General features: G+C 65.1%; 15 protein-coding genes. 12 read left to right on the forward strand and 3 right to left on the reverse strand.

The genetic code is table 11. The annotated features are described in order from the left end of the window. Positions 1-133 precede the first annotated feature (133 nt). The 8 genes from PEP31012_RS10060 to PEP31012_RS10095 all read left to right on the forward strand — a co-directional run bounded on the left by PEP31012_RS10060 (position 134) and on the right by PEP31012_RS10095 (position 6,762). Positions 134-727: an RDD family protein gene (locus PEP31012_RS10060; protein ID WP_150589195.1), complete on the forward strand. Its 594-nt coding sequence runs from the start codon at positions 134-136 to the stop codon at positions 725-727. Then, positions 724-1,680: an esterase/lipase family protein gene (locus PEP31012_RS10065; RefSeq protein WP_150589196.1), complete on the forward strand. Its 957-nt coding sequence runs from the start codon at positions 724-726 to the stop codon at positions 1,678-1,680. Before PEP31012_RS10060 ends, PEP31012_RS10065 begins: the two co-directional genes overlap by 4 nt. A 169-nt stretch (positions 1,681-1,849) precedes the next feature. Further along, a complete protein-coding gene (locus PEP31012_RS10070; RefSeq protein ID WP_425494946.1) occupies positions 1,850-2,770 on the forward strand; it encodes a UDP-2,3-diacylglucosamine diphosphatase in 921 nt (306 codons plus the stop codon). 192 nt (positions 2,771-2,962) lie between these two features. Continuing rightward, positions 2,963-3,997 (forward strand): glycosyltransferase family 4 protein, encoded by a 1,035-nt coding sequence (locus tag PEP31012_RS10075; RefSeq protein WP_150589198.1) that lies wholly within the window; start codon positions 2,963-2,965, stop codon positions 3,995-3,997. Positions 3,998-4,035: 38 nt separating this feature from the next. Beyond that, the gene (locus PEP31012_RS10080; RefSeq protein WP_150589199.1) at positions 4,036-4,470 is read left to right on the forward strand and encodes a diacylglycerol kinase; all 435 of its coding nucleotides are present in this window, start codon (positions 4,036-4,038) and stop codon (positions 4,468-4,470) included. Positions 4,471-4,612: 142 nt separating this feature from the next. After that, positions 4,613-5,281 carry a TetR/AcrR family transcriptional regulator gene (locus tag PEP31012_RS10085; protein WP_150589200.1) on the forward strand — a complete coding sequence of 223 codons (669 nt, stop codon included), beginning with the start codon at positions 4,613-4,615 and terminating at the stop codon, positions 5,279-5,281. A 3-nt stretch (positions 5,282-5,284) separates the two neighbouring features. After that, positions 5,285-5,881, forward strand: coding sequence for an LOG family protein (locus PEP31012_RS10090; RefSeq protein ID WP_150589201.1), 597 nt, complete (start codon positions 5,285-5,287; stop codon positions 5,879-5,881). 347 nt (positions 5,882-6,228) lie between these two features. Further along, complete coding sequence (locus PEP31012_RS10095; RefSeq protein WP_174978182.1) at positions 6,229-6,762, forward strand: DUF2062 domain-containing protein; 534 nt, start codon at positions 6,229-6,231, stop codon at positions 6,760-6,762. An 18-nt stretch (positions 6,763-6,780) separates the two neighbouring features. Here PEP31012_RS10095 and PEP31012_RS10100 read toward each other — a convergent pair whose 3' ends face one another. Together PEP31012_RS10100 and PEP31012_RS10105 are read right to left on the reverse strand one after the other, a co-directional pair. Continuing rightward, entirely contained in the window at positions 6,781-7,392 is a 612-nt protein-coding gene (locus PEP31012_RS10100; RefSeq protein WP_150589203.1) for a DUF924 family protein, read from the reverse strand. A gap of 55 nt (positions 7,393-7,447) precedes the next feature. Further along, positions 7,448-8,179 (reverse strand): alanyl-tRNA editing protein, encoded by a 732-nt coding sequence (locus PEP31012_RS10105; protein ID WP_150589204.1) that lies wholly within the window; start codon positions 8,177-8,179, stop codon positions 7,448-7,450. Positions 8,180-8,571: 392 nt separating this feature from the next. Here PEP31012_RS10105 and PEP31012_RS10110 point away from each other — a divergent pair, with 392 nt between their 5' ends. The 4 genes from PEP31012_RS10110 to PEP31012_RS10125 all read left to right on the forward strand — a co-directional run bounded on the left by PEP31012_RS10110 (position 8,572) and on the right by PEP31012_RS10125 (position 11,700). Further along, entirely contained in the window at positions 8,572-8,982 is a 411-nt protein-coding gene (locus PEP31012_RS10110; RefSeq protein ID WP_174978183.1) for a tetratricopeptide repeat protein, read from the forward strand. 38 nt (positions 8,983-9,020) lie between these two features. Next, the gene (locus PEP31012_RS10115; RefSeq protein ID WP_150589206.1) at positions 9,021-10,058 is read left to right on the forward strand and encodes a hypothetical protein; all 1,038 of its coding nucleotides are present in this window, start codon (positions 9,021-9,023) and stop codon (positions 10,056-10,058) included. A 153-nt stretch (positions 10,059-10,211) separates the two neighbouring features. Continuing rightward, on the forward strand, positions 10,212-10,757 hold the full coding sequence (locus PEP31012_RS10120; protein ID WP_150589207.1) for a hypothetical protein: 546 nt from the start codon (positions 10,212-10,214) through the stop codon (positions 10,755-10,757). A 22-nt stretch (positions 10,758-10,779) separates the two neighbouring features. Further along, on the forward strand, positions 10,780-11,700 hold the full coding sequence (locus PEP31012_RS10125) for a hypothetical protein (protein WP_150589208.1): 921 nt from the start codon (positions 10,780-10,782) through the stop codon (positions 11,698-11,700). 75 nt (positions 11,701-11,775) lie between these two features. On the opposite strand, the gene PEP31012_RS10130 is transcribed toward PEP31012_RS10125, so the two are convergent. Continuing rightward, positions 11,776-12,219, reverse strand: a complete 444-nt coding sequence (locus tag PEP31012_RS10130) for a group II truncated hemoglobin (RefSeq protein ID WP_150589209.1) — start codon at positions 12,217-12,219, stop codon at positions 11,776-11,778.

The raw sequence follows: 12,219 nt of genomic DNA on the forward strand, positions 1-12,219 counted from the left end.
TCCCGCCAGCCCGGCTGGCCCATCGACGCATTCTTGCGCATAATGAGCGGCACAGAACTCGACGTGCGCGCCGCAAATGCCTCGTGCCGGCACGGGGCGAGGCGCCCGACAAAAACTCCCAGACCACGCCGCGATGACCGACTCCGCCACCCAGCCCGCCACGCCGCCTCGCTCAACCGACACCACCCGCTCGCCGGATGTCCCGCCGCTGCAGCGCGCGCCGACGCCCGGCGCCGACGCGCCCAGCTACGCGGTACCGACGCTGCGCCGCCGCGTGCTCTCGATGGTCTACGAATCGCTGTTGCTCTTCGGCGTATTGTTCCTTGCCGGTTACTTGTTCAGCGCCCTGACCCAGCAGCGCAGCGGCCTGATGCACCGTCATGCCATGCAAGCCTGGCTGTTTCTGGTGCTGGGCGCGTACTTCGTCTGGTTCTGGACCCACGGCGGTCAGACGCTGGCGATGAAGACGTGGAAGATCCGTCTGGTTGATGCGACCGGCCAGCCGGTGGGCGCCGTGCGCGCCGTGGTGCGCTACGCGCTGACGTGGTTGTGGGTGCTGCCGGCCATGGCGCTCGACTGGGGGCTTGGACTCACCGGCTGGAGCAGCGTTGCCCTGCTCACCGGCTGGATCGTGCTTTGGGCCCTGGCCATGCGCGTGATGCCCGATCACCAGTTCATCCACGACCGGCTCGCCGGCACACGTCTCGTGAGCGTGCTGGGCAAATGACGACAGCGTCGCCCGCTGGCAGCGCTGCCCCGCGCGCTTCGCGCGCCCACCTGATCTATGGCGGCATTGAAATCGGGCTGTCGCTCATCGTTGCCATCGCCACGTGGGCCACCTGGCACAGCCCCTGGACGACCTTCCTGTGGACGGTGCTATGGTTGCCCGTCGCGCACGCCATCGGGCTCGCGGCGGGCTTTGTCATGGCCGCCCAGGGCGACCCATCCCCCGAACGACAGGCGAGCGCCGGCACACATGTGGCCGTGTGGGCGTACGAATGTGCGGCGTCGATCTTCCTGCTCGATCTCTGTCAACCGTGGTTCAGCACCGTGCGGCTGTCACCGCCGCAAGGCCCGGCGCGCCCCGTCGCCGTATTGCTGTTGCACGGATATGGCTGCAATCGCGCGTTCTGGCTGCGTTTCTCGCGCCATCTGGCCGAGGCGGGTTACGCCTGTGACGCCGTCAACCTTGGCCCGATGTTCGGCGACATCGACGGCTACGCCGCCACGATTGCCAACGCCACACGCACACTCGCCCAACGCACACGGCTGCCCGTCGTCATTGTCGGCCACAGCATGGGTGGGCTCGCGGCGCGCGCCTGCCTGCGCCACACGCCGACCTTGCCGGTCGCCCACACCATCACGCTCGGCTCGCCGCATTTCGGCACCCTGCATGCGCGCCATGGCATCGGCATCAACGCGCGACAGATGGGCATTGGCAGCGCGTGGCTCGCCGCGCTCGCCAGCCACGAGACACCGGCGCAACGCGCGCGCATCACGTCGATTTACACGTTTCATGACAACGTCGTCTATCCGGTGCGCACTTGTGTGTTGCCCGGCGCCCACAACGTCGCGCTGGACCGGCTCGGACACGTTTCACTGGGCACGCACCCCCGCGCGCGCGCGCACGTGCTCGAGACACTCGAGCGCGTTGCTCAGGGACTGCAGCACAGCGACTGATGCAGGGTGCTCGCGGTCACTCCGCGTAAGCTGTCGCATCGCCGCGACGTCGGGCGCCACTTTCGCGACATGGTTGTGACTGTCATCGTCGCTTCACGAAATCGTGGCGCAATGCACGCATGTTCAACGCGACGTGCGAGCCGGTATGACGACGACCCCCACCCTTGAGTTGCCGATCCCAACGCCTGCGGCTCGCGCCGGTCACTTCGCCGACACCCCGCCGGGACGTCCCGCCGCCCCGCCCACCAGCCCTCCCGCCACCATCGATCTGCCGCCGGACACCCCCGACCCCCTCGACCCGCCGCCTGACGGCATCACCCGCTACCGCACGATCTGGCTCTCGGACATCCACCTCGGCACGCAAGGCTGCCAGGCGGACTACCTGCTCGACTTCCTGCGTCATCACGAGTCGGACTACCTCTACCTGGTGGGCGACATCATCGACGGTTGGCACCTGCGCCGCGGCTGGCACTGGCCGCAGGCGCACAACGATGTCGTGCAGAAGATGCTGCGCCGCGCGCGCAAGGGCACGCAGGTGATCTACGTTCCCGGCAATCACGACGAAGCGGCACGTCAGTTCTGCGGGCTGGCGTTCGGCGACATTGCAGTGCGCGACGAAGCCTTTCACACCACGCTGTCCGGCAAGCGTCTGTGGGTCACCCATGGCGATCTGTTCGACGGCGTGATCCAGCACGCCAAGTGGCTCGCCTATCTGGGCGACTCGCTTTACACGCTCACGCTGCTGCTCAATCGCTGGTTCAATCGCGTGCGCACGCGCTTCGGCTTCCCCTACTGGTCGTTGTCGCAGTACCTGAAACACCAGGTGAAAAACGCCGTGAACTTCATTTCGGCCTTCGAACAGGTGATGGCCGACGAGGCACGTCGTCGCGGTTGCGACGGCGTGGTGTGCGGACACATCCACAAGCCCGAGATTCGAGAGATCGACGGCTTGCTCTATTGCAACGACGGCGACTGGGTGGAGAGCCTCTCGGCACTGGTGGAGACGACCGAAGGCGAGCTGCGCATCATCCACTGGACGCAAAAGCGCAACGTACGTCCACACGCGAAAGCCACGACGCTCAGCGTTTGAGCCCGCGCGGCGATCCTGGTGGGTCTCACGCCGCCAGCATCACCACGATTCACTGGATTCACGAGATTCCGGCCCGGCACACCGACCGGTTCACCCAGCGCACGCACGGCAGCGTAACGCCGCGTGTGCGCCCCCTCACGCGCGAGTTCGCGCGTGCCACCGATGCGCGCCATGTGCGCGAAGGAGCGCCCGATGAAAATCATGATCATCACCGACGCCTGGGATCCGCAGATCAACGGCGTGGTCCGCACGTTGAAGAATACGCGCGCTCAGTTGGAAGCCGCCGGCCATCGTGTCGAGCTGCTCACGCCGCAGGAATTCCGCACGATGCCGTGCCCGACCTACCCCGAGATCCGTCTCGCCTTCTTCGCCGGCGCCCGCGTCACGCGCCGCATCGAAGACTTCGCGCCGGACGCCCTGCACATCGCCACCGAAGGCCCGCTCGGCATGGCCGCACGCAAATGGGCGCTGCGCAACGACTTCCCATTCACCACGGCCTATCACACGCGCTTCCCGGAGTATGTGCAGGCGCGCTTCGGCTTTGCGCTCGCCACGACCTATCGCTTCCTGCGCTGGTTCCACAAGGCGTCGCACGCCGTGATGGCCCCCACGCCAGTCGTCAAGCGCGACCTCGAAGCGAACGGCTTCCGGAACGTGGTGCTGTGGACGCGCGGCGTCGACCTCGACATCTTCCGTGTGCAGGACGCACATGTGCTAAATTCGGCACATCCGATTTTCCTCTACGTGGGGCGTGTCGCCGTGGAGAAAAACATCGAGGCCTTCCTGAAGCTGGATCTGCCGGGCTCGAAGTGGGTCGCGGGTGAAGGGCCGCAACTGGCCGAACTGCGCTCGCGCTATCCCGATGTGAATTACCTGGGCATGCTTTCGCAGCCCGAACTGGCGAAGGTCTATGCGTCGGCCGACGTGTTCGTCTTCCCCAGCCGCACCGATACGTTTGGTCTGGTGCTGCTCGAAGCGATGGCCTGCGGCCTGCCGGTCGCGGCCTACCCGGTGACCGGTCCGGTCGATGTGCTCGACGGCTGTCCGGAAGGCGAAGGCGGCGCACTGCGAGAGGACCTGCGCGAGGCCTGTCTCGATGCGCTCAAGGTCTCGCGCTCGAGTGCGCGCGCCTGGGCCGAACGGTTCTCGTGGCAGTCGGCGTCCGAAGAATTCGCCTCGCATCTGCACCCGCGCAAGCCCGAGCTGTCGCTCGCCGGCGCGATCTGATCCACCTCCAGCGCCCGTTGCGGCGAGGAAACCGACGCTTGTTCATCGATCACCCGCCGCCACGCGACAAGCAACCGAATCCGTACAAGGGCAACCGGGGCGTCATGCGTGCCTGGCGCGCCCTGAAGTACTCCCTGTCCGGCTTCAAGTTCGCCGTGTTCGAAGAGAGCGCCTTCCGGCAGGAACTGGCGCTCGCCGCCATCCTCCTGCCGGCGGCGATCTTCCTGCCGGTCACGTCCGTCGAGCGCGTACTGCTCATCGGCTCGGTCCTGCTCGTGCTCATCATCGAGCTGATCAACTCCAGCATCGAAGCGGCAATCGACCGCATTTCGCTGGAGCGGCACGAACTGTCCAAGCGTGCCAAGGATTTCGGGAGCGCGGCCGTCCTCATCGCGCTTGGCCTTTGCCTGCTCACCTGGGCCACGCTCGCTGGCCCTGTCATCGTCGAACGGATACGTACAGCGTTTTTCTGATATCGTTCGCCGCCGCCCCTTCCCATGCTTGGCAGTGCGCGGCTGCCGGGTATAATCGGTCGCCATATACCTGATACTCCACTCATAGACGCAAGCGGGGAACATCGTTCGCCAAGCTTGCCGCTTACCGGGGCCGACAGACATGGAAGCAAAGCCGCCACGCCGTACCCGCGAACGAATTCTTGAGGTGTCGCTCCGGCTCTTCAACGACATCGGCGAACCGAACGTCACGACCACCACGATTGCCGAGGAGATGAAAATCAGCCCCGGCAATCTGTACTATCACTTTCGCAACAAAGACGACATCATCAACAGCATCTTCGCCCAGTTCGAGCAGGAAATCGAACGGCGACTGCGGCTGCCTGACGATCACAAGCCCAAGCTCGACGAAGTTTGGACGTACCTGCAATACATGTCCGAATTTCTGTGGCGCTTCCGTTTTCTGTACCGCGACCTCAACGACCTGCTCGCGCGCAACCGCACGTTGGAGACGCACTTCAAGGTGATCGTCGGCCACAAGAAGCGTTTCGCGCGCGAAATGTGCGACCTGCTCGTGGCCGAGGGGGAAATGGAAATCACGCCCGAGCAGATCGAGGTGGTCACGACCAACATGGTGGTGCTTTCCACCTATTGGTTGTCCTATCAGTTCGTGATGAATCCACGCAAGTACAACGACCCGGCGGAGATCGGTGCCGGGTTGCATCAGGCGAGCTACCACATCCTCTCGCAAATGGCCCCGTATCTGAAAGGCAGCTCGCGCGAGATGTACGACAGGATGGCGCGAGAATCGTCGTCCAAGGGAGCGCAATAAGGCATGGCGTCGGAAGTCAAATCCATTTGTATCTACTGCGGTGCCGCCCCCGGCGTGCGTCCCGCCTACGCCGAGGCCGCCCGTGACCTGGGCCGGCGTATGGCGCAAGCGGGCATTCGTCTGGTGTATGGCGGCGGCAAGGTCGGCCTGATGGGCATCATTGCCGATGCCGTGCTCGCCCAGGGCGGCGAAGTCGTCGGTGTCATTCCGAAAGCCCTGATGGAACGGGAAGTCGGTCACACCGGGCTGACGCAATTGCATGTCGTCGAGAACATGCACCAGCGCAAGCAGATGATGGCCGATCTGTCGGAGGCGTTCATCGCCATGCCGGGCGGCATCGGCACATGCGAGGAGCTGTTCGAAGTCTTCACGTGGCTGCAGATCGGCTACCATGCGAAACCGATCGGCCTGCTCAACGTCGAGCAATATTATGATCCGCTGATCGCGTTCCTCAAGTCGATGGTGACGGAGCAGTTCCTCAAGGGCGCGCAACTCGATCAGTTACAGATCAGTGCGTCGCCCGAAGCGTTGCTCGATACCCTGCGGCACTTCACGCCGTCGCAAGTCGATCGCTGGGCCAGCCAGCGTTCGCAGATCTGAGCGCGTCCGCGTCGCATCCATGTCATTGCTGCGCAGTCCACCGGCTGCGCAGCCTCAGCGTCACCCGTCGTCCGTCGCCCTCACCGTCGCGCTCACCGTCACCCTCACCGTCGCGCTCACCCTCGCCCTAAGCGTCACCCTCCCCTTCACCCCTCACCCGTAGCCCGTTCTGACAGCCAGACAATGGGCCGCTCCCGCTCGACACGCCCTCGCCCACGGCGACATTGAACTCCTGCTGCACCCGGGACTCAGACATCCGTTGCATGCGGTTCTCCGTGTGTGCACCCGCCCCATGCCCGCCTGGGTCAAGACCTTCCTCGACGTGCAACCTGCCCATGATGTTAAAGATGCTTCGCCCGATGCGACTGCTGCGTTCACGCTGGCTGCGCCCACACGCCGGGTTGCTGCTGCGCCGCGCCTTGTGGCAAGCCACGCCGCGTGGTGTGGCGATCGGGCTGGCGTGCGGTGTCTTTTTCGGCATCTTGATTCCCTTCGGACAGATGCTCGTGGCGATACTCGCCGCGGCGTTGTTACGCGGAAATCTGCTCCTCGCGGCGGTTGGCACGCTGGTGACGAATCCACTGACGGCGCCCTTCGTCTATTGGGGCGCGCACCGTCTGGGTCGCTGGATGTTCGAGTGGCCGCCGCAGGCCGGGATCGAAGCGACGGCAGCCGCGGCGGTACAAGCCCGAGAGAGTTTGTGGACCCAGGTGACGAACCTTGATTTCGGCACGGCGACGCTGCATCTCGCGACCGGCCTCGCCGCCTGTGCGGCGGCTGGCGGCGCGCTTGCCTACGTGATTGGCTTCTGCGCGATCCGTTGGCATCAGCAACGCCACGCCGGGAGAACGGTGAGCGCGTCTGACGCTCCTCGGGGCTGAGTGCCCCGTCGCCCGTCGTCAGAACGACGATCCTGGCGTCTTCAAAAACGCGATTTCCTCAGGCGTCGATGCCCGCCCCAAGGCCTCGTTGCGGTGGGGGTATCGCCCAAAACGCTCGATGATGACCGCATGCTTGCGCGCGTAATCCAGGTTATCCACCAGCCCGAACGCCTTCGCCAAGGGTTCGTACAGCGCCAACGAAAGGTGCTGGCTCTCCAGCGATTCGTCGTGCTCGAACGGTAGATAGACGAAAACGCGATGCTGCGGCGTGGGCAGACGCTGATCGTCGCCCGCCTCGACCAGGTGCCGCGCCACGGCCAACGCTCGCACATCGCCCGCGAAGGCCTTCGCGTGCCCCCGAAAGAGATTGCGCGAGAACTGGTCGAGCACCACGATCAGCGCGCACGCCCCGAGTGGCGTCTGCGCCCAATCGTCCAGTTCCCCTTCGAGCGCCTGCGCGTGCAGCACGCCGAAGCGGGTGCGGATCAACGCGTCGAACGCGTCCGACTTACGGAACCACTCGGGACGCTCCATCCCGTAATCGGGCGCGTCCGGGGGGCCGAACCAGAAATCGAGCACCGTTTGCCACGGCGGCACTTGCGAAGGACATGCTGCTGCGGGTGTCGCCATCGATCGTCCTGAAGTGTGAATGTGCGTGGAAGAGGCAGCTCGCATGATGCCAGACTCAAGCGAAGGCCAATACTACGCGACGCGTGCGGGACGTCTTCTTCTCGATCTTGGCCACGCGCAGCGCGCCGATTTCCGCGGTATTGGCCACGTGCGTGCCGCCGCACGGCTGCAAATCGATGCCTTCGATGCGCACCAGACGCACGCATCCCAACCCTACGGGCGGCTTCACGCTCATGGTGCGCACCAGCTCGGGACGCGCCGCCATCTCGTCGTCGCTGATGCTGTCGATGGCCACCGGCCGTGCGGCCGCCACGAGCGCCGCCAACCCGGCCTCGACCGTCTCGCGCTCGATCGGCTCGTTCGTCACGAAGTCGAGCCGCGCGTACTCCGTGGTGATGCTGCACCCATCCACCGGATGCGGCAGCACCGCGCACATCAGATGCGACGCCGTGTGAAAGCGCATGTGACGAAAGCGGCGCGCCCAGTCGATCTCCGCCTGCACGATATCGCCGACCGAGAGTCGCGCCAGCACATCGTGCTGGCCCTCGGCGGGAACATGAACCGCGTCGTCGGGCGTCGCACCCTCGTGTTTCGACTTGCGCGTGTCGGCAATCACAAGGCGAGTGCCGTCCATCAGCACCAACTCACCGGCATCGCCCGCTTGTCCGCCGCCCAGCGGATAGAAGACGGTGCGGTCAAGCCGGATGCCCGCCTCGTCGATGTGCGTGATGCGCGCCTCGCACTGGCGCAGATAGGCGTCCTGCCGAAAAAGGGCTTCGGTGGTCATTGGGGCGTCTCCGTAAGTGATCCGCCATGGTCGCGCGAACCGGGCCTGAGTGACAAGGGACAATCCGATGCTGCGACGCCAGTACGGTCGGCGCGCCCTCGCGGCGGTGACGTCGCCACAAGGGCGGAGGCGACAGGGTTCGCCAAGCAAAGGTTTCGCGGCATCGGCCCAACACTGGCGAATTGGGCATACGCGGCGTACCCGACGCCATGCTTTTCCCAATGCACTCCCACCGCGTGATCGGACGACAGCTTTGTCCACGAATCGAAAGAGACGGATACCGCGTCAACCGTAGGATCCGACCAGGCGCCACCCCCATGGCGCTCGGAAAAATCCGAAACGTTGTCAACCGGCCCCCTCCTCTCATGCATGCCACGCGCCATTCCCCCCCGTTGCCCCGCCACGATGTTGCCGGGCGTCTGCTGCCCACCGCTGGTGACACCGCGCCCCAGCGTTATCAGCAAGCACGCGACGCGTACCTCGCCGCCGATTACGACAGGGCACTCCATGTGCTCTATCCGCTGCTCAAGGCGCTTCCGCTGGACGTCAGCGTGAACAAGCTGGTCGGCTACGCGCATTTTGCGCGCGAAGACTATGCGCTCGCGCTGGTGCCGCTCAGCGCAGCAACGTTGTTCACGCCCGATGACCCCGAACCGATGCTCATTAGCGCGCAGTGCCTGGCGAAGTTGGGCGACGGCGCGCTCGCTCGCGACCTCGCCATGCAGGCGCTCGAGACCTCCCGGCAAAACGCGGCGCATGCCGATATCGGTGCGCGCGCCGAACGTTTTCTTGCCACGATTTAACGCCCATTCATTTCCGGGAGCCCCCCATGACGATAGGTATGCCCTCGTCTTCCCCTCTGCCGACGCCCGTCCAGTCCCTCTCGAACGCCAGCCATGTCCACGCGAACCCGCAGGTACAGATTGCGATGCCCGAGCCGCCGAAGGACCTGATGGCGGGGTGCTGGGAGCAGTTTCAAAGCGCCATGCAAACGCATCGCGGCGCACGCAACGCGGCCCTCATCGGACACGTGGTCAATGCCATCGCCAAGACCACCGCACTGGGCTTCGCGATCGCCACGATGGACGACGACTGGAAGGGTTACGTCGATATCCCCCTGCACTTGCTGGCGGCATCCACGGAAATCGCGAGTCTGATGCTCGCGGCCAGCAAGTTCTGGCACGGCCCTGAAGACATCCCGGGCGCGGAGATTCGCGACACCAATGTCTTCCAGACCATCGGGCAGTGGACCGGCATCGACCTCCTGCGAGAGTATGGCGGGGTGGTCAATTTGGCGATCACCAACGGTCCGCTGGTGTTTGGCGCCGTCCACAATGGCGCCGCACCGCTGCTCGAGACGCTGGGCATTCCGGTGCCGGCTTGGCTGAGAGACGCTGCCATTGACGATGCCAGTTCGGCCATCGCCGACGGCGTGGCGACCGCGACCGATTTTCTGCAAAACCGCGTGCTCGGCACGATCATCGACGGCCGTGAGCGGCGCGCGTCCGTGGACCGAGTCACGGCGGCAGAAACCAGTGTGAACTATATCGTGCTGGAAGGCGAAGGCGACTACGTGCACATGGCCCCCCGCCCGCAGCTCGACTACGAACTCGAGGGCGTGACGGTCGTCCCGAGACTGTCGCGGGACGATTCGGCGCTCGCGTCGATTTCGTCCATTTCGTCGATTTCGTCCATCCCGGCCCCCCCGGCCATCTCAGGCGAGAACACGGACATCCAGTCACTGGCGACCAGCGCCGAAGATGAGTTCTTCGATGCCGAATCGGATTGGCATTCGGTCGTCTCCGATCTGGCGAACGACGCCTTTCACGATGCCCTGGACACCGTCACGCCTGACGTCGGTGCGCGCCCGCAAGCCTGATGGCAACGGGCCGCGCCTGCGCAGCCCAGGATGAAACGCGGACACGCCCGCGCCGGCCGGGCGAGACGGGGCGCACGCCCCTCTCGCCGCGTCGCGGATGCGAGCGTGCCGCAGCCTGATGAATGCCCTGACCATTCGGAGGAACGACGTTGTATGCAGCAATATTCAGCCCCCCACGCCATCGTTGAAACCCAAGTCCCCGCCCGCGGCACGGCACACGACAACCCAACGCATCACCCGGCACGAACCGAAGGCGCCCCGCGTAGCCCCACTGACACGGTTTCACCTAACGCTTCGCCGAGCGCATCGACGGCCACCTCGCCGATCGATTCACCGATCGCGTCGCAAGCGTTCTCCCATGCGTATGCCCTGTGCGCGGCCAACGACTTCGTCGGTGCCGCGCGCGCCTTTGCCGACCTCTGCCTCGCCTACCCGGAACGCACGGATGCCTACAAGGCGTTCGGCTACGTGCTCTGTCAGCTTGGCGATTATCAACACGCCGTCGCCCCCTTGATGATCGCGATCGCTCGGAACTACGGCGACCCCGAGCCCTTGTACTTCGCCGCCGTGTGCATGCAGCGCAATGGCGATGTCGAGATCGCCCGCGAGATGGCCGTCGATGCGCTCGACATGGTGCGTCGCACCGGCCGCCCCTCGGATCTGCACGACAAGCTGACGCGTCTGATCGACGCCCTCTGACCCCACCCCTCGGAGCCCATTCATGCCCAGACTTGACGCCCTGCCCACACCGAGCTACGTCTCCCACCCTGCTCCCGTCAACACGTCGGCCACTGCGCCGAACGACGCATCGCTTGCGGGCGAAGTGCGCATCGCTCTCGGCGCGATGCAAGACGATGCGCACTCGCCACATCGACTGCGGCCGTCGCCGTCCACCGTTGGCCGCTTTACCGCCTTGATGCAACACGTGGGGAATTTCGGACTCAGCCTGGCGTCGTTAAGCGTCGCAAGCCTGAACAACATCAAAGAGATCTACGATGACAGTGCCTTGGCGACCGCGCACAACGTGACGCTCGCCACGGCGTCCCTAGCGACGCTATCCAGCCTGATGGACTTGACCGTCGCCATCGGCAAATACTGCACGCCCTCGACGACCACGGCTGACATCAAGAACACCGCCTGGCTGACCTCGGCGGGTGCCCTGCTGGGATCCAAACACCTCGAGCGGTACGGGGCCAAATACCAGACGACCTTGCTGGGCGCGTCGATGATGGTTTTCTTCAATCAGGCCGGCAGAATCGCCGGTGAGCATCACGCCATGGCCGAGCTATCGAACCGTGTCGCACCAACGCCGTCTGCCGCCCCGTCCGAAGCGCCGCCGGGCGACACGCTCGACATCGACTCGCTGCAATCCTGCATGGGGTTTTCGGCTGCCGCCTATCGCGCTTTCGGCGGCATCGCCACAGAAGGGCTGATCGAGTGGATGACGGCGATGGAGGCGCGCCGTTCGCTGGATCTCGTCGAGCATCAGTTGAATTACGAGAGCCCGTTCGGACAGGAAGGCAGATACCGATTGGACACGTCCGAGTTCGGACAGGCGACGCAACACGCCGGCGCGACCGGTCCGGACCCGACGTTGCCGCAAGCCCGTGCCGCGCTACCCGATAGCGTCACAAACGTCTGACACCGCCGAATCGCCCTCGTCGCCGCGACGGGGGCAAAGGGGTGCCCGCCCAGGCGCTACCGGCGGCCTCAATCCTCAACCCGCCCGATTGCGCATCCAGTCAGCCGTGCCATGGAACGCCTGCATCAGCCGTTCCTGCAGCGACGCTTCCACGCCGATGTCCTGCATGGCCCACGCCATGCAGCGCAACCACTGGTCGCGCTCGCTCGTGGCAATCGGGAACGGCAGATGACGCGCACGCAGCATCGGATGGCCAAACCGTTCGATGTAGTGATTCGGCCCGCCCAGCCATCCGCACAGGAACCAGAAGAGCTTGTCGCGCGAATCGGCGAGCGACGCCGGATGCAGGCTGCGAATACCCGCGAACTCGGACTCGAGGTCCATCAGGTCGTAGAAACGGTCGACGAGTTCGCGCACGCGATCCTCGCCGCCAAGCAGGGTAAAGGCCGTCGGCTGCGCGGGAGTGTCCCGCAGGTCGTCGTCCGTCTGCGGGGTTTGCGGAGTGTTTTCGGTCGTCAT

Source organism: Pandoraea eparura, from assembly GCF_902459725.1.
Taxonomy (GTDB): Bacteria; Pseudomonadota; Gammaproteobacteria; order Burkholderiales; family Burkholderiaceae; genus Pandoraea; species Pandoraea eparura.